Origin of the sequence: Massilia sp. PWRC2, assembly GCF_049896725.1 — a bacterium.
In the GTDB taxonomy this organism is placed as follows: Bacteria; Pseudomonadota; Gammaproteobacteria; order Burkholderiales; family Burkholderiaceae_D; genus JAFCUW01.
In genome coordinates, this window is record NZ_JAFCUW010000008.1 from 98,902 (window position 1) to 116,062 (window position 17,161).

A 17,161-nucleotide genomic window follows, 5' to 3' on the forward strand; every position below is an offset into this window, starting at 1 on the left:
CGCTGCCAGTCGCCCTGCTGCAACCTGCGCGTCACGCCGGCACTGGCCGCCCCAGCAGCCCGGCAATCGCCGCCAGCAGCATATCTTCCTGAAACGGCTTGCCAAAATACGCGTTCACGCCCAGCCCCAGCGCCACATTGCGGTGCTTGTCGGCGGTGCGCGAGGTGATCATGATGATCGGCACCCGCGCGGTGCTGTCGTTGCCGCGGATATTGCGGGTCAAGTCAAAGCCATCCATGCGCGGCATCTCGATATCGACCAGCATCAGGTCGGGGATGGTGGCCTGCAGATGTTCGAGGGCGTCGACGCCGTCCTTGGCCAGGATCACCCGGTAGCCTTCGCGTTCGAGCAGGCGCTGGGTGACCTTGCGCACGGTGAGCGAATCGTCGACCACCATGATGACCGCCTCGCGCGGTGCCGCCAGCGGCTCGACCAATTCGATGGTGCTGTGGCTGCGGCCAGCGCCGTGCAGCGACAGCGCCACCGGATTGAGAATCAACACGATGTCACCCGAACCGAGCACGGTGGCGCCGGCGATGCCGATCATGCGCGAGAGCTGGGGACCGATGTTCTTGATGACCACCTCGCGGTTGCCCAGCACCTCGTCGACCTGTACCGCCAGCCGATCGTGGCCGCTCTTTAAAATCATCACGGGAGACGAGCGCTGCGCCAGTGGACGGGCGCTGCCGTCGCCGAGCAGGGTGGGTAAATAATGCAAGGTCAGCGGCTGGCCCTGGTGCATCACCACACCCGCTTCCTGCGCCGCCAGCAGCGCGCTCTCTTTCATTTGCAGCACCTGCTCGACCAGCACCGATGGCAGCGCATAGGTCTTGCCGGCGCTGGCGGTGAGCACCACTTGCGTTACCGCCAGCGTCAATGGCAGGTGGATGGTGAAACGGGCACCTTTACCGGCTTCCGATTCGATCGCCACGCGACCACCGAGCGCCTGCGCTTCCGAGCGCACCACATCCATGCCGACGCCGCGGCCGGCCAGTTCGGAGAGGGTGTCGGCGGTACTAAAGCCCGGCTCGAAAATCAGGGCGGCGGCGTCGACGTCGGAGAGCACGGTGCCATCGGCGACCAGGCCGACGCGCGCCGCCTTGGCGCGGATTTTTTGCAGATCGAGACCGGCGCCATCGTCGCTGATCTGGATCACCACTTCATTACCCTGCTGGCTTACCTGCATCAGCAGTTCGCCCGTTTCAGCCTTGCCAGCGGCGCCCCGACGCTCGCGCGACTCGATGCCGTGCACGATGGCGTTCCTTAACAGGTGCTCGAACGGTGCCGCCATCTGTTCGAGCACGCTGCGGTCGATCTCGACGGCGCTACCGCGGATGTCCAGGTTGACCCGTTTGTCGAGTTCTTTGGCGCTCTGGCGGGCGACCCGGAACAGGCGCTCGGACAGGCTGGCAAACGGCACCATCCGCACCCGCATGAGGTCGCGCTGCAGATCGCGCGTCAGACGGCCCTGCTGCACCAGGTCGGCGCTGGCAGCATCGACCGTGCGGCTCAAGCTGTCGTGGAAGGAGGCGACGTCATTGACGCTTTCGGCCATCATCCGCGTCAGTTCCTGCAGGCGGGTGAAGCGGTCGAATTCGAGCGGGTCGAATTCGCGTTCGCTCGACACCGACATGCGCGACGCGATCTGCGACTCGGCCTGCATTTCCACTTCGCGCAGCTGGCGCGACAGGCGAGCGAGATTGTCGGAAAAATCGTTCAGCGAGGTTTTCAGGCTGCCGACCTGGTTCTCCAGCTTCGAGCGGGTGATCGATACTTCGCCGGCCTGGTTGACCAGGCGGTCGAGAATGTCGGCACGCACCCGCACCAGCGCGGCGCGCGCCGGGCCCTGTTCGGCAGTGGCGGCAGCGGCGACAGGCGCGGCACTGGCGACGGCGCTGGCGGCGGCAGCAACCGGCAACGGCGCCAGCGCGCTGGCGGCGGTGGGGTTTTGCAGCTGCTCGAACAGCAGCACGGCGTGATCGTAGTTGGCCAGTACCTCGTCGAAGGCGGCCGGCGTGCTGGTGCCGGCGTGGACCATGTTTTCGATCTGGCTTTCGATCTCGTGCGAGTGCTGCCCCAGGCGCATGGCGCCGGCCATGCGGGCGCTGCCCTTGACCGTGTGCAGCATGCGCAGCAACTGCTGGGCCGGCGCCACATCGGCGGGGTTGGCTTGCCACTGACGCAGGGCCGCGCCGATCGACGGCAGCATGTCGGCAGCTTCTTCCAGGAAGACCGGCAGCAGGTCGGGGTCGAGCTCGTCCTGGATGGTCGTTTCCAGCGTCGCCACGGCGCTGTCGACGGCGCGCTCGGCGAGCGCCGCCACGGCGGCTGGTTCGGCCAGTGCGATCGGCTCGATCAATTCGATCGGCTCGATCAATTTGGTCGGCTCGATCAGTGCGATCGGCTCGATCGGCTCGATCAGTTCGATCGGCTCGATCAATTCGGTCGGCTCGATCAGTTCGATCGGCTCTGCCAGTACGAGCGGCTGCTCCGGTGCGTTCGGCTGTTCCGGTACAATCGGTTCAGCCAGTTCGACCAGTTCGACCGGCGCGATCTGCGCGGCAAGCGCGCTTGATGCGTCCGCTTCGCCATCGGCGTCCGGGTCGTAGTGATCAATCTCGCGGTCGCCCTCGGCGCCGCTGCTGACGCCATGCTCGGTCGCCAGCTCGTCGTCAGCGTGGTGTTCCAGATAATGCTCTTCGGCGCTGCGGGCAACGCCGCGGCCAATTTGTGCCGACAGCGTGTCGCGCAAGTGCTGCAGGCGGGCGACCATGTCGGTATCGGGCGCTGCCAGCTCGCCCTGGGCGAACTGGCGCAGCATGTCAGCCGAGACGGCCAGGGCGTCGTCGAGCAGATCGCGTTGATTGCCTTGCAGCAGCGGCGCCGGCTCCACCAGCGCCAGCAGCACCGCTTCGAGTCCCTGGGCGACGCCACGCAGCGCCTCGAAGCCCAGCGTGGCCGAGGTGCCACCGAGCGTATGGGCGGCCTTCAATGCCGCCGCTGTCACCGCGCGCAGCGGCTCGTGGCGCCATTCGCCAAAGTCCTGGGTCAGCACGCGCATCAACTCGTCCGTCTCGGCCAGGTAGATGTTGTACAGCGGCAGGGCGATTTCGAGGTCGCCAATCCGGCGAATATTGTCCACCGCCGGCGTTTGCGGCACGGCGCTCGGAAAATCGATCACAGTGGCGCCGGCCGGACGCCCCGTCGTGTCGGCCACGGCATCGGGCTCGACCAGCTGCAGCGCGACCAGTTCTTCGGGCTGCTCGGGCGCTGCCGGCTCATTTGCCGGCTCATTTGCGGGCTCATTTGCCGGCTCAGTTGCCTGCTCGCTTGCTTGCGCTGCTGCTTGCCCAGCTGCCTGCTCAGCTGCCTGCTCAGCTGCCAGCTCAGTTGCCAGTTCAGTTGCCAGTTCAGTTGCCAGCTCAGTTGCCAGCGCTGCTGCGTGTTGTGCTTTTAGATCGTCGGCCACCGCCTGCAGCGGCGCGGCGCCAGCCACAAACTCGCCACCCTCCTGCACCGCCGCAGCGGCCGCGACCAGGGCGGCGCTGCTGCGGCCGGAGGCGCCGGTCGCGGCCAGTTCGCCGACCCAGGCCGCCATCTCGCCATGGGCGTACGCCAGCAGCGCCAGGACCGCCGGCGTGGCTGCTCTGGCGTCGCCCAGCCACGCGTTCATGACTTTTTCGACGGCGGCGGCGCCTTCGGCAAAATTGTTCAGGCCGACCATGCGGCCGCTGCCCTTGAGGGTGTGGAAAGAGCGCCGCAGTACCGTCAGGGTCTGTTGATTGGACGGCTCGCTGCGGGCGGCGGGCAGGGTGGCCGCCACCAGTTCGAGCACTTCCTGCGCCTCGCCAATGAAAATCTCCAGCAGCTCGGCCTCGATGGCGTCGTCGCTGGCCGCCGGCGCCGCCGGCGCCGGCACCGCCGGCGCTGCCAGCACCATCTCGAGCGCTGCGGGCGCCACTGGGGCGGCCGGCTCGACGTCGAACGGCGTATCGCCCGCCACCTGCTTTTCGAACGGCACTTCCTCGAACCGTCCGGCCGCTTGGTCGAAGCGGAAACGGCGCTGGGCGGCATCGAAATCGCTGCCCAGCATATCGATATAAAAGCCCATCGCACCGACGTTGCGGGCGATGTTTTGCAGTGCCTCGGCATCGCCTTCGGCCGGGCCTGCAGCGTTCACCAGTGCCTTGACGGCCTGGCGCACGTGGCGCGCCGCCTGCACCGCCTGCTCCTGGTCGAGGATGGCCAGGGCGCCCTCGAGCTGGTGCAGCAGCGGATCGATGACGGCCAGCGTGGGCCGACGGCTGGCGTCGGCGTAATAATCGTCGAGCACCTTTTCGACCTGGCGCAGCGCGCTTTTCATTTCGCCGGCCAGCACCGTGACGGTCTGGCCCTGGGCGATCTGGCGCGACAGGTCGCCCTGCCACTGGGGCGGTGCTGGCGGCGTATCGCCGGCGGCCAGCGCCAGCAGGCGCGCACCGACCACTTCGGCGTGTTCGGCAAAATTCTCGGGCAGCTGGCGCACCTGGTCGAGTCCCTGCTCGACAAACAGCATAGCGGTGGCCATCTCCATGCTGAACTGATCACTGCGCCCGCTGGCGATCGAAGCGCTGGCGGCGCGCCCCAGTTCGCGCAGCAGTTGCGCCAGCGCCGGTGCGCCCAGCTTGTCGCTGGCGCCGGCCAGGGTGGCAAGGGCGCGGTTAAACTCTTCTTCCAGACGCACGCTCGGTTCGGCGGCGACCCGGTCCCAGTCACTCTTGGTCTGCACCAGCGCATCCTTGGCCGCTTTCAGGGCCAGCGGATCGATGCGGCCATAACGGCGGTTATCGTAATCGCTCGGTACCACCCCGGCCAGGCCATAGGCGCGGCGCAGCAGCTGGGCGTCGCTCGATGGCGCGCTGGCGGCGGCGATAAAAAACAGGGCGTCGCGCAGCATCGCTTCGGGCAGGCTGCCCTGCCCTTGCGACAGCCGGCGGATTTGCAGATTGATCAGGCCAAACAGCTGCTTGACGTACAAATCGCCGTTCACCTGGCCGCAGGCGACCAGTTCGGCGAAACAGCGCATGGCCATCCAGAAGGTGCGCGCCGGCGCCTCCGACTGGCCCTGCTCGATCAGCGCGATGGTCTCGCGCAGCGCTTGTGCATTGCCGCGCTGGGCCGCGCTGTCGGGGTTTTTCAGAAATGGCAGCAGGGCTTTTTCAAACGCCGCGCGGCAGGCCTTGTAGTCAGGCACCGTGGCAACCGCCGCGGCCACATGGGGCGCCAGCGGCACCTGCACCGACAGATCGACGAACAGCAGGTCGGACGGGTGAATCCGTTCGGCGCCCAGCGCCTGCTGCAGCGCGCGATGGTAGGGAAACAGGCGGGCCGGCTGCGGCGGCGCGCCGCCCATCAGCTCATCGAGGTACTCGGCGATGGCCTGGTAGGCGTCGGCAATGGCAACGGTGGCGGCGGCAAAGCCGGCGCTATCCAACGCCAGTGCACCCTCGCGCATGCGCTCGATGGCCGCTTCGGCGGCGGCCGTCAGCAGCGCCACCCCTTCGACATCGACCATCTGCAACGCGCCGTGGGCCTGGTGCAGGTGGGTGCGGGCGTGCTGCAGGCTGGTGACGCGGGCATCGCCGTCACGCGCGGACGCTTCGGTCAGGGCGACGCGCGAGCGCTCAAGCGCCTCGCGGATTTCGCCGATGACCCATGACAGCGGACCGGTATCGAAATAGGCGGCCGTCGTCGGCAGTGCGGGTGTAGGCGAATGGTCAGTCATTGGGGTGATCCGTTGGGGTAAGCCGTAGCACGGTCCGTCAGGCGGTGACGCGGAAGCGCGAGACCGAGTTTTTCAGTTCCTGCGCCAGCATCGACAGCTGGCGAATCGATTGGGCCGTCTGCATGGTGCCGTCCTGGGTGTGTTCAGTCACTGACAGGATGTGCTGGATGTTGTGGGCGACGCCGTTGGCCGAGGTGGCCTGCAGGCCGGTGGCGAACGAGATGCCCTGAATCAGTTCGGCGAGCCGGTTCGACACGCCAGAGATGTCGTTCAGCGCAGCGCCAGCGGCGTCTGACAGGCGGGCCCCCTCGACCACACCCTGGGTCGATTTTTCCATTGCCGCCACGGCGTCGTGGGTGTCGGTCTGAATGGTGCGCACCAGCGCGCCGATCTGCTTGGCCGCCATCGCCGAGCGTTCTGCCAGGCGCTGCACCTCTTCGGCCACCACCGAGAAGCCGCGTCCCGCTTCACCGGCCGATGCCGCCTGGATGGCGGCGTTCAGCGCCAGCACGTTGGTTTGCTCGGTAATGTCGGAAATCAGTTCGGTGATCTCGCCAATTTCTTGCGACGATTCGCCCAGCCGCTTGATGCGCTTGGAGGTTTCCTGAATCTGCTCGCGAATTTCGTGCATGCCCTTGATGGCGTTTTCCACCGCCGTCGAGCCCTGCAGGGCCGCTGCCACCGATTGCCGCGCCACTTCGGCCGATTCGTTGGCCGACATCGACACATCGGTAATTTCGCTGGCCATTTTCAGCACGGTGGCCGAGGCATCTTCGATTTCACGCGACTGCTGCTGGGTTGCCGTCAGCAGGCTCGATGAGATATTTTGCGCATTGGTCGACGCCGTCGTCACCTGCTCGGCGGTGTTGGTGACCCGTTCGACCAGGCCGCGCAATTCTTCCACCGTGTAGTTGACCGAGTCGGCAATCGCCCCGGTGATGTCTTCCGACACCGTCGCGTGCACCGTCAAGTCACCGTCGGCCACTTCCTGCAGTTCGTTCATCAGGCGCAAAATGGCGGCCTGGTTCTGGTCGTTGGTGGCCTTGGCTTCTTCTTCCTTCGCCTGCGACAACAGGCGCAGCGCTTCCGCTTCGGCGCGCCGGCTGTCGGCGCCGCGGGTACGGTTACGCGAATCTTGCAGCATCACATGGCTGATCGAACCGGCCACGGTGAGGGTGAACACGGAAGTGGCCACCATCATCCAGAACCAGACGTCGGTCGAATCCTGGTTGGTACGGTAGGTCGCCTGCAGCGTCGAGAGCTGGCGGCGCATTTCCTCGTTCTCAAAGAAGATCGATTGCTCGGCGCCCTTGGCAGCGGTGAACCGTGGCAGCTTTTCCAGGATCGAGCCAATCAGCTTCTGGTAGGCGTCGAAACGGCTGCGCATGACGAGCAGCTTGGCGCGCAGGTCGCTGTCAGTGACGGCATTGATGCCGAGGTCTTCGCTGCCATTGAGGAAACCGTCAAGGGTGGCGCGCACGGCGCCGGTGTCGCGGCCGAGCTGGAAGGCGGTGTCGGGACGGATACCGCCGGAGGTCAAAAATTCGCTGGCGCTACGCGAGAGGCGCTGCGTCACCATCATCATGCGGCCGATCGCCGCCAGTTCGCGTGCACCGCCCGACTTGGCGGTCTTCTGGGTCAGAAATTCATCGGCCAGCGTCACCAGTTGCGGCGACAGCGTGTCGAGCTGTTTGAGGATGTCCTTGAAGCCCGTCAGATCGTTCTTCATGGCGGAAATCGTGTTGGCGGCATTGTCGGAGGGGATCCACTTGGCGCGTGCCTTGGCCAGCATAATCGACATGGTCGACGACGGCGTCGGCACATTGTGGCCGGCGAACACGCCGCCACGCGCGAGGATGTTGAGGTCATTGGTCAATTCCTGGCGGCTGTCGGCCAGCTGGACGAACGCTTCGGCATTGCCCTGAATGGCGTTGGGCGCCGCCTTGCCGACCCGCTGCGAGTGCATCAGCGCGTCACTGGCAATCTGTGTTTGCGCCGAGGCGATCACGCTGGAAGCGGAGTTTTGCCACAGCGCGATGATGGTCAGCAAAATGCCGATAGCGAAGGCCAGCAGCAGGATGCGCAGCTGGCGCGCCAGCGAGAAGTGACCGATCAGGGGCAGCTGCATGTCGAGCACCGGCTCGGCGCCCGCGCTGCGGCGCAGCAGGCCGGCCAGGCTGAGCGGGGTGGCGACATCGGCCGCTGGCGCGCTGTCCGGGGCGTCGGGCGCCGCCGTGCCGGGCGGCGCCGTTTTCGATCCGAACTGGGTATCCGGCGAGCTTAGCGCCACGTCATGGGCCGATTGTTCTTTCGGCGTGAATCCCATCGTCAGTTTCGTCGCGAATCCCATTGCTTTCCCCAGCCTCTAAAGTGAAAACCATCGATGACCAAATGGTCTGGTTCGTTTGTGCGTCATTAATACGGACATGCCGGTGCGCCGGCCCTTGTTTTATCGCCGCTGCTCGCTGCGGCACTACAGCCCGACGTGGAGGAAGCGCTCGTCGGCTACCAGCACGGTCAGGTCGAGCGCATTCCAGTCGTTACCGTCGGCGTCGCGCAACTGCTCGCCGTTCGGCGCCATTTTTTCGGCTTGCCGCAAGCCGTGTACCCGCGCCACCAGCAGGCCGCAATTGAAGCCCAGGCCACTGGCGAAGGTGACGATGCGGGCGTCGCCACCGACCGCTGCGGCGCCGCCCTCGACGCCCAGAAAGCGCGCCAGGTCGATCACGCCGACCAGGTTGCCGCGAATATTGGCCAGCCCCAGGTACCACGACTGCGTCAGTGGCACCACCGTCAGCGCCGGCACCGGCGCGATCTCGCCGGCCTGGGTCAGGTCCAGCAGATAGCGCTCGGCGCCGATCTGCACGCCCAGCTGGTTGACACTGGCGCCGCTGTTGGCTCGCGCCGCCTGCATGCGCTCGAGCAGCTGCTCCTGGTACTGGCGCAGGCGGGTACGGCGCCCGGCAGCATCGACCCGGGCAGGAACGGCAACAGGATCAGGCCGGCTCATGTCACGACGCGCTCAGCGCGGCGATTTTTTCCAGTAGCGTCTCGGCATCGACCGGCTTGACCAGGTAGCCGCGCGCGCCCTGGCGCAAGCCCCAGATACGGTCGGTTTCCTGGTTCTTGCTGGTGCAGATGATGATGGGCACATTGGCCAGCTCGGGATCGCGGGCGATCGAGCGGGTCACCTGGAAGCCATTGGCGCCAGGCATGACGACGTCCATCAAGATCAGCTCCGGCTTTTGCACCTTGATCTGTGCCAGCGCCGCTTCGCCGTTTTCGGCGGTGGTGACGGTAAAGCCGTTCTTGATGAGGATATCGCTGAGGTAATAACGCTCGGTGGGAGAGTCGTCGACGATAAGGATGTTTTGAATAGCCACGGGTGCGCTCCTGCAGTAAATGGGGTTATGCCAGGCCGGCAGTGTGTTCGCGTACGGCCGCCAGCAGGCTGTCCTTGCTGAACGGTTTGGTGAGGTAGGCGGACGAGCCGACCATGGCGCCGCGCGCACGGTCGAACAGGCCATCCTTGGAGGACAGCATCAAAACCGGCGTGGCGCGAAAGCGGGCGCTCTTTTTGATCAAAGCGCAGGTTTGGTAACCATCGAGGCGCGGCATTAGAATGTCGCAAAATACCAACGCCGGATGGTGGTCGTTGATCTTGGCGAGGGCATCGAAGCCGTCTTCTGCCAACACCACCTGGTAGCCAGCCTGGGTCAGAAATATCTCGGCCGAACGACGAATCGTACTGCTATCGTCGATCACCATGATCTTCAGGCCGGGGGGTGCGGGGGGATTGGTCATTATCTTCAGTTCAACATGATTCAACATGATTCAACACGATACCATAGGGCAAGAAATCTATACGGCAAGTGTTGCAGCGAATCAATTAGGACGTCAACCGGTATTTATATAAATGTGGCTTTTGGTTGTTTTTGTCACACGGGAGTCATGTCAAAGTCATCTTTTCGGGCGCCGCACTCGGGACAGGTCCAGTTCATCGGCACATCGGCCCAGCGCGTGCCGGCGGCGATACCGTCGTCGGGGGCGCCGCTCGCTTCATCGTAGACCCAGCCGCAAATGAGACACATCCAGCTTTGAAAGGGTGCCGTGCTGGCCTGGGTTGTTTCGTTGCTACTCACGTTGATCGTCCTTGTATCAAGTAAAATGGTGGATCAAGTATCTTAATCCTTCCGTCGTGCAAATCCAAACAACTCCCCTGATATTAAGCTTCGGTGTGGCCGATCCGGTCGGCGCCACCGGCATCCAGGCTGATCTGGCCACCTTCGCCGCGTTTGGCTGCCATGGCCTGTCGGTGATCACCGGGATGCTGATCGGCGACACCACCCGGGTCGAAGACTGGGATGAGATCGACGCCGACACCGTCGTCGACCAGGCCCGCGTGCTGCTCGAAGACATGCCGGTGGCGGCGTTCAAGGTGGGCGCCCTGACCTCGATCGAGCAAGCCTCGGCGATCGCCGAAGTCATTTCCGACTATCCCGATGTGCCGCTGGTGCTCGACCCGTTTTTGTCGAACATGCCCGATTCCGGCCTGCTCGATGACGACATGCTGGCGGCGATCCGCCAGATCCTGGCACCGCAGGCGACCGTGATGCTGCTCTCGCAGGTGGAACTGGCGCGCATGGCCGAGACCTGGCGCGACGGCGGCAGCGGCGACATGCTGGTGCAGGACGCCGCCGAACTGACCGGCATGGGCTGCCTGTACGTGCTGGCCACCGGCACCGGCAGCGCCGGTGGTGGCGACGGCGCGGCCATGGCCAACACCCTGTTCGGCGCCGACGGCGTCATCGACACTTACCAGTACCCGCACCTGGCCGGCCGGTTTGTCGGCGCCGGCAGCACCATGTCGGCGGCGATTGCCGCCCTGCTGGCGCAAGGCTTGCCACCGCTGGAAGCAGTGCGCGCGGCGCAGGACTTCACCCACGGCGCGCTTAGTCACGCCCAGCGCTTCGGCATGGGCAAGCTGGTACCCAACAAACTGTTTCGCGCGGCGCCGTTCACACGCTGAGATGATGGCGGCCTGCCGCGCGCTTTTCCACTGACACCGACACCGACTTTAGATTGCCCGCCATGACCCAAGAAGCCTCTTCCCAGAACGACATGCTGTTTGCCCGCGCCCAGGAAACCACCCCCGGCGGCGTCAATTCGCCGGTGCGCGCGTTCCGTTCCGTCGGCGGCACGCCGCGTTTCATCACGCGCGCCGAAGGCCCGTATTTCTGGGACGCCGACGGCAAGCGCTACATCGATTACATCGGCTCCTGGGGCCCGGCCATCGTCGGCCACGCCCATCCACTGGTGGTGCAGGCGGTGCAGGACGCCGCCGCGCGCGGGCTGTCGTTCGGCGCCCCCACCCTCGGTGAAATCGAAATGGCCGAAGAAGTGTGCAAGCTGGTGCCGTCGATCGAGCAGCTGCGGCTGGTGTCGTCGGGCACCGAGGCGACCATGAGCGCGTTGCGGCTGGCGCGCGGCGCCACCGGGCGCGACAAGATCGTCAAGTTCGAAGGCTGCTACCACGGCCATGCCGACTCGCTGCTGGTCAAGGCCGGCAGCGGCCTGCTCACTTTCGGCAACCCCACCTCGGCCGGCGTACCGGAAGACTTCGTCAAGCACACCCTGGTGCTCGACTACAACAACGTGACCCAGCTCGAAGCAGCGTTCGCCTCGATGGGCGAGACCATCGCCTGCGTGATCGTCGAGCCGGTGGCCGGCAACATGAACCTGATCCGCGCCACCCCCGCGTTCCTGCAGGCGATGCGCACGCTGTGCAGCAAGCATGGCGCCCTGCTTATTTTTGATGAAGTCATGTCAGGCTTCCGGGTGGCGCTCGGAGGTGCCCAGCAACTGTACGGCATCAAGCCCGACATCACCGCGCTGGGCAAGGTCATCGGCGGCGGTCTGCCGGTGGCGGCCTTCGGTGGCAGCGCTGCGCTGATGGCGCATATGGCGCCACTGGGCGCGGTCTACCAGGCTGGCACACTGTCGGGCAACCCGGTGGCCGTGGCGGCCGGCATGACCACCCTGCAGCTGATCCAGCAGCCCGGCTTTTATGAGCGTCTCGGCGCCCAGACCAGCAAACTGGTGGCCGGCCTGACCGATGCCGCGCGCGAAGCCGGGGTGAGCTTTTGCGCCGATTCGGTGGGTGGCATGTTCGGCATGTATTTTTGCGCCGAAGTACCGAACACCTATGCCCAGATGATGGCGGCCGACAAGGCGCAGTTCAACGCCTTTTTCCACGGCATGCTCGACGAAGGCGTGTACTTCGCCCCGGCGGCGTTCGAGGCCGGCTTCGTCTCGGCGCAGCACGATGACGCCGTCATCGCCGCCACCGTGGCGGCAGCGCGCCGCGTGTTCGCCCGCCTGCTGGCCACGCGGCGCGCCAGCGACCATGGCCAGGGCGAGCGCGACGCCGACTGAAGCGGGGCTGAACCGGACGCGCGCGGCGCCGCTGGCGCCACGGTTGACTGTGGCGGCCATGCTACACTCTGGCCGCAATGAAACACCCCGACCCCGTCCTCAACACCGCGGTGCGCTAGCCCCTGTCGGGCAGCTCGCGCCGCACGCGCGCGAGCATCCATGCATTTCATCCGCCGACTGACCGACAACGCCACTCTCAAAGCCCTTGGCCCCGGCCTGATCACCGGCGCCGCCGACGACGACCCGTCGGGCATCGCCACCTATTCGCAGGCCGGCGCCCAGTTCGGCTTCAATACCTTGTGGACGCTGGTGCTGACCTACCCGTTCATGGTCGGCATCCAGCTGGTCTCGGCGCGCATCGGCCGCGTCACCGGCCACGGCCTGGCCACCAATATCCGCCGCGCCTATTCGCCGTGGCTGCTCTATTCGATCGTCCTGCTGCTGCTCATTGCCAACGTCATCAATATCGCCGCCGACATCGCCGCCATGGGCGAGGCGGCGCGGCTCGTTGCCGGGGTCGGCTCGGCGCACCTGTATTCGCTGGGCTTCGGCGTGCTATGCCTGGCGCTGCAAGTGTGGCTGCCGTATGCGACCTATGTGCGCTACCTGAAATGGCTGACCCTGGGACTGCTGGCCTATGTCGGCACGGTGTTCGCCGTCAAGCTGCCGTGGGTCGAGGTGCTGCGCAAGACGGTGTGGCCGGACTTCACCTTCACCAAGGATTCGGTGGCGCTGATCGTGGCCATTTTTGGTACCACCATCAGCCCCTACCTGTTCTTTTGGCAAGCCTCGCAGGAAGTCGAAGAACTGCGCGCCGACGGCTCGACCATGGCGCTGCGCAAAAAGCCGGCCGACGCCATCAAGCAGCTGCGTCGCATCAAGGTCGACACCTTTGTCGGCATGGGCTTTTCCAACCTGGTGGCGTATTTCATTATTTTGACCACCGCCGTCACCCTCGGCGCCCATGGCGTGACAAATATCCAGACCTCGGCGCAGGCCGCCGAAGCGCTGCGGCCGGTGGCCGGTGAATTCGCCTTTCTGCTGTTCGCGCTGGGCATTATCGGCACCGGCATGCTGGCCGTGCCGGTGCTGGCCGGTTCGGCCGCCTACGCCGTCACCGAGAGCTTTAAATGGAACAACGGCCTCGATTTGAAAGCCATGGAAGCGCAAGAGTTTTACGGCATCATCGGACTGGCCACGGTGGGCGGCATGCTGCTCAACTTCGCGCCGATCGACCCCATCAAGGCGCTGGTGCTGTCGGCGCAGATCAACGGTGTCATCGCGGTGCCCATCATGGCGGTCATGATGATGCTGGCGCATAACAAGAAGCTGATGGGCGAATTTACCCTGTCGCGCCGTCACACGGTGATCGGCTGGGTGGGCGTGCTGGTGATGCTGGTGGCGGTGGTGGCGATGTTTGTGACGGGCCTGAGTTAGTACCGATTGCTGCGTCAGTGCGGCGGCGCCCGCTAAAAATATAGCTGGAATATCACGAGCAGAGCCGGGAACCAAGCGCCCCGGCGCCCGTCCAACCTTGGTACATGCGCGGCGCGGCCGTGATCGGGAAAGGGCGAACAATGCACCAGCTTGGCATCGAACTTCAGGAAGGTTTCGACGACGACACCGTCATCGTGCTGGTCAACGGCGCCGAAGTATTCCACGAAGAACACGTCAAAACCCGCATGCAAATTGGGCGGGCGGCCAGCACCTCGGTCACGCTGGCCGAAGGCGTGGCACAGCTCGAGGTGCGGCTGCCGCGCACTGGTAGCAGCGCCTCGTTCAAGGTGCCGCTCAAGGGGCCGGCGTGGCTGGGCGTGCGCCTCGATGCGGCGCGGGTGCCGCAGTTCCAGCTGTCCCTGACACCGTTCGGTTACGCATAACGTTGAACGTTTGCTTGAGCGTTTGCTTGCACGTTTATTTATCCGTTTATTTATACGTTTGCAATTCGCGCATCGGTGCGCCGGCCTGCTTTGCGGCGCGTTCATGACGACGCAAGGAGAACGACATGTTTGAGCAGGAAACTCGATCTGCACAGGGCGCCAGGGCGCGCGCCGAACCGCTCGACCGCCTCGAAGAAAACCTCGACAGCACCATGGCCGCCATCGAGCCGCAGCTACGGGTCACCGTCAGCGGCCTGTACCGGTGGGTGCAACTGACCCGGGTACCCAAGCCGCTGGGCCGCCCCGGACCGGTCGAGCCCGATATCCAGACCGAGGGCCAGGTCGGGCTCTTTCCGTTCATGGGTGAGGAGCTCAGTCTGGATGTCGACGGCCGCTATCCGCTGATGGTTGCCAGCGGCACCATTACCCGATTCCTCGCCGCGCGCGTGCACTGGATCGCCAATCTGGTGGCGGTGGCACCCAATCACTGGCAGGGGGCGATCTGGTACAAGGAAGGTGACGCCGCGTCCTTCCCCTATACGAATGTCGACATCCAAGCGGTCGCCAGCCTGTTTCCCGGCCAGCGCAGCGCCACCGTGATCTTTTCTGGCGGTGGCACACCGCAGCGCCAGCGCGCCCTGCGCTTCGCCGCCAGCGGCCACCATCCGGTCGAATTTGAATTCGACGCCACCGCCGACGCCACGCCCGTCACTGCCATCCAGACCCATGCGCATCCGAACCGGCCTGCCAGCCTGCCCAACGAACTGTTGACGATGCAAAAGGTATACACGCGGGCCGGCTTTGACGTCAAGACTTCACCCAACGTCAGCGTGATACCGGCGGCGCTGACCGGCGGCGACGGCCTGTGGAGCGACACTGAAATGCACGACGCCATGCAAGTGTACTGGTCACGCTTTGCCAATGTCAGCCAGTGGGCGCTGTGGACCTTGTTCGCGCGCCAGCACGAAATGGGCAATAGCCTGGGCGGCATCATGTTCGATGACATTGGACCGAACCAGCGTCAGGGAACGGCCATTTTTACGGGCTCGTTCATTTCGCAGGCACCCGCTGGCGATGTGGCGCCGCAGGCCTGGGTCGAGCGCATGATCTTCTGGACCGCGTGTCACGAAATGGGTCACTGCTTCAACCTGGCCCATTCGTGGCAAAAGTCACTGGGCACACCGTGGATCGCCCTGGCCAACGAGCCTGAAGCGCGCAGCGCCATGAACTATCCGTACCGGGTGGCCGGTGGCCAGACGGCGTTTTTTGCCGATTTCGAGTACCGTTTCAGCGATGCCGAATTGCTGTTCATGCGCCATGCGCCGGCCACCTATGTCCAGCCGGGCAACGCCGACTGGTTCGACCATCACGGCTTCGAGCAGGCCAATGCCTCGCCCGAGCCCAGCCTGAAGCTGGAGCTGCGGGTCAACCGCGCCAGGGCCGAATTCGAGTTTCTTGAATCGGTCGTGCTCGACCTCAAGCTGAGCAATCCCACTGAGCAACCGCAACTGGTCGACCAGCAGGTGCTTAACATGCTCGATCACATGACCGTTGTGATCAAGCAGGAGGGCAAGCCGGCGCGCACCTTCCATCCCTACGAACGGCGCTGCTGGCAGTCGCTCAATACGGTGTTGCAGCCAGCCCAGGCAATGTATGAGTCGCTGTTTGTGTCGGCGGGCCGGAATGGCTGGGACATCGCCGCACCGGGCATGTACACGATCCAGATTGCCCTGCACCAAGAGCACGAAGACATCATCTCGAACGCCTTGCGCCTGCGGGTGGCACCGCCGCGCAGCTATGACGAGGAATACATCGCCCAGGATTATTTTTCCGACGACGTGGGCCGCATCCTGCAATTTGACGGTAGCAGGTTCCTGCAGGGCGGTCTCGACACCCTGCGCGAAGCCTGCGCAAGGCTGCCCGAACGGCGCGTGGCGGTGCATTCGCAAATTGCGCTGGGCAGCGCACAGCTGCGTGATTTCCGCGTTCTCACGCCACCTGCGCCGTCGACCACCCTGCGCTCGGCGCAGGAAGCCGGCGCCGCGATCCATCTGGCGCACGCAGATTTTACCGACGCCAAACAGCTGATGATGACGGCGTTGACCGTGGCGCCGGCGGTGGCCGCCGAAACGCTGGCACACATCGACTATCACACCTATTGCGACCGCTTCAGTGCGGCGCTGGCGCACCACGACATGCGGGCCGAAGCGGCTGAAGTACAGGCGACGCTGTACAAAACGCTGGCCGGGCGCAAGGTTGCCGATCACGCGCTGCAAGACATCAAGGCGAACGAAGCGCGCTACAGGACGGACGAGGCGGCACCGGCCAAGGGCAAATCCGCCACTGCCCGCCATGCGCCGCGTGGCGTGAACGGCGGCAAAGCAGGCACGGTCGACGGCGGCGGCTGAGCAGCCTTGATGGGACATATCGGGGGCATCACGATGGGGAACGCAAGCCTGCCAACAGTGCCCCCTGATTTCCCCCCGATTTTTTAGCGAATGCAGGCAGCGCGCGAAACTGCAACGACAGTGGCCCGTCGCTTTGATCTGGTGTTAGCTTGTCGCGGAATCAACTAGCCACGGAATCAACTTGCCACGAAATGCAGGTGACCGGCCACCAGTGGGCCGGTAGCGGCGCCGGCGCCGCGGTCAGTGGGATGGCTGCGGCCCTCGTTGACGGCAACGACGGCAAAATCGAAGGGCTGACGCCGGCGAGGCAGGCGACGTTGACGCCGTATTCATGGGGATTGGAGCGCCGTTGATGGTGGGTATAGATGCCGCATGTCGAGCAGAACCAGTGCTTTGCCTGCATGGTATTGAACTGGTAGAGCGTCAGGGCGTCCATCCCCGCCGTGACGGTCAGCTGCCCCACCATGGCCGACACGGCGACCGCCCCGCGCATGCTGCATAGCGAGCAGTTGCAGCGGCGTGCCGTGCGCAGCCCATCCTTGAGGACCACTGTGAACTGCACCGTGCCACAGTGGCAGGCGCCTTGCATTGCAGCTTGCTGTTCGCTCATGATCATCTCCCTCGCACTGCAATACGGTGGCACTGGACAATCGCACTGGACAATCGCGCCACTC

At 64.9% G+C, this 17,161-nt stretch carries 12 protein-coding genes; 5 read left to right on the top strand and 7 right to left on the bottom strand.

The annotated features are described in order from the left end of the window. Positions 1 to 31: 31 nt before the first annotated feature. From ACP7BZ_RS16155 to ACP7BZ_RS16180, 6 genes are all read right to left on the bottom strand, one after another. Positions 32 to 5,764: an Hpt domain-containing protein gene (locus tag ACP7BZ_RS16155; RefSeq protein WP_426114937.1), complete on the bottom strand. Its 5,733-nt coding sequence runs from the start codon at positions 5,762 to 5,764 to the stop codon at positions 32 to 34. A 37-nt stretch (positions 5,765 to 5,801) separates the two neighbouring features. Then, positions 5,802 to 8,114, bottom strand: coding sequence for a methyl-accepting chemotaxis protein (locus tag ACP7BZ_RS16160; protein ID WP_426114939.1), 2,313 nt, complete (start codon positions 8,112 to 8,114; stop codon positions 5,802 to 5,804). Positions 8,115 to 8,237: 123 nt separating this feature from the next. Continuing rightward, positions 8,238 to 8,774, bottom strand: coding sequence for a chemotaxis protein CheW (locus ACP7BZ_RS16165; protein ID WP_426114941.1), 537 nt, complete (start codon positions 8,772 to 8,774; stop codon positions 8,238 to 8,240). 1 nt (position 8,775) lies between these two features. Next, positions 8,776 to 9,147 carry a response regulator transcription factor gene (locus ACP7BZ_RS16170; RefSeq protein WP_426114943.1) on the bottom strand — a complete coding sequence of 124 codons (372 nt, stop codon included), beginning with the start codon at positions 9,145 to 9,147 and terminating at the stop codon, positions 8,776 to 8,778. A 25-nt stretch (positions 9,148 to 9,172) separates the two neighbouring features. Then, positions 9,173 to 9,568 carry a response regulator gene (locus ACP7BZ_RS16175; RefSeq protein ID WP_426114945.1) on the bottom strand — a complete coding sequence of 132 codons (396 nt, stop codon included), beginning with the start codon at positions 9,566 to 9,568 and terminating at the stop codon, positions 9,173 to 9,175. A 134-nt stretch (positions 9,569 to 9,702) separates the two neighbouring features. Beyond that, entirely contained in the window at positions 9,703 to 9,855 is a 153-nt protein-coding gene (locus ACP7BZ_RS16180; RefSeq protein WP_426115291.1) for a rubredoxin, read from the bottom strand. Between the two features lie 107 nt (positions 9,856 to 9,962). On the opposite strand from ACP7BZ_RS16180, the gene thiD reads away from it, so the two are divergent. The 5 genes from thiD to ACP7BZ_RS16205 all read left to right on the top strand — a co-directional run bounded on the left by thiD (position 9,963) and on the right by ACP7BZ_RS16205 (position 16,487). Further along, entirely contained in the window at positions 9,963 to 10,793 is an 831-nt protein-coding gene (gene thiD / locus ACP7BZ_RS16185; RefSeq protein ID WP_426114947.1) for a bifunctional hydroxymethylpyrimidine kinase/phosphomethylpyrimidine kinase, read from the top strand. Positions 10,794 to 10,855: 62 nt separating this feature from the next. Then, positions 10,856 to 12,199: a glutamate-1-semialdehyde 2,1-aminomutase gene (gene hemL / locus ACP7BZ_RS16190; protein ID WP_426114949.1), complete on the top strand. Its 1,344-nt coding sequence runs from the start codon at positions 10,856 to 10,858 to the stop codon at positions 12,197 to 12,199. A 159-nt stretch (positions 12,200 to 12,358) separates the two neighbouring features. Further along, positions 12,359 to 13,636 (top strand): NRAMP family divalent metal transporter, encoded by a 1,278-nt coding sequence (locus ACP7BZ_RS16195; RefSeq protein ID WP_426114951.1) that lies wholly within the window; start codon positions 12,359 to 12,361, stop codon positions 13,634 to 13,636. A 140-nt stretch (positions 13,637 to 13,776) separates the two neighbouring features. Then, positions 13,777 to 14,079 carry a hypothetical protein gene (locus ACP7BZ_RS16200; protein WP_426114953.1) on the top strand — a complete coding sequence of 101 codons (303 nt, stop codon included), beginning with the start codon at positions 13,777 to 13,779 and terminating at the stop codon, positions 14,077 to 14,079. 125 nt (positions 14,080 to 14,204) lie between these two features. After that, positions 14,205 to 16,487, top strand: coding sequence for a hypothetical protein (locus tag ACP7BZ_RS16205; RefSeq protein ID WP_426114955.1), 2,283 nt, complete (start codon positions 14,205 to 14,207; stop codon positions 16,485 to 16,487). A 160-nt stretch (positions 16,488 to 16,647) separates the two neighbouring features. Here the strand turns inward: ACP7BZ_RS16205 and ACP7BZ_RS16210 are convergent, their stop codons facing one another. Next, positions 16,648 to 17,097, bottom strand: a complete 450-nt coding sequence (locus tag ACP7BZ_RS16210) for a GFA family protein (protein WP_426114957.1) — start codon at positions 17,095 to 17,097, stop codon at positions 16,648 to 16,650. Positions 17,098 to 17,161 lie beyond the last annotated feature (64 nt).

What these genes read in the sequence shown, in the direction of transcription:
- ACP7BZ_RS16205 (WP_426114955.1), top strand. Translation starts at nt 14,205, where the DNA reads ATGTTTGAGCAGGAAACTCGATCTGCACAGGGCGCCAGGGCGCGCGCC.
- ACP7BZ_RS16175 (WP_426114945.1), bottom strand. Translation starts at nt 9,568, where the DNA reads ATGACCAATCCCCCCGCACCCCCCGGCCTGAAGATCATGGTGATCGAC.
- ACP7BZ_RS16160 (WP_426114939.1), bottom strand. Translation starts at nt 8,114, where the DNA reads ATGGGATTCGCGACGAAACTGACGATGGGATTCACGCCGAAAGAACAA.
- ACP7BZ_RS16210 (WP_426114957.1), bottom strand. Translation starts at nt 17,097, where the DNA reads ATGAGCGAACAGCAAGCTGCAATGCAAGGCGCCTGCCACTGTGGCACG.
- hemL (WP_426114949.1), top strand. Translation starts at nt 10,856, where the DNA reads ATGACCCAAGAAGCCTCTTCCCAGAACGACATGCTGTTTGCCCGCGCC.
- ACP7BZ_RS16165 (WP_426114941.1), bottom strand. Translation starts at nt 8,774, where the DNA reads ATGAGCCGGCCTGATCCTGTTGCCGTTCCTGCCCGGGTCGATGCTGCC.
- ACP7BZ_RS16155 (WP_426114937.1), bottom strand. Translation starts at nt 5,764, where the DNA reads ATGACTGACCATTCGCCTACACCCGCACTGCCGACGACGGCCGCCTAT.
- ACP7BZ_RS16200 (WP_426114953.1), top strand. Translation starts at nt 13,777, where the DNA reads ATGCACCAGCTTGGCATCGAACTTCAGGAAGGTTTCGACGACGACACC.
- ACP7BZ_RS16195 (WP_426114951.1), top strand. Translation starts at nt 12,359, where the DNA reads ATGCATTTCATCCGCCGACTGACCGACAACGCCACTCTCAAAGCCCTT.
- ACP7BZ_RS16180 (WP_426115291.1), bottom strand. Translation starts at nt 9,855, where the DNA reads ATGTGTCTCATTTGCGGCTGGGTCTACGATGAAGCGAGCGGCGCCCCC.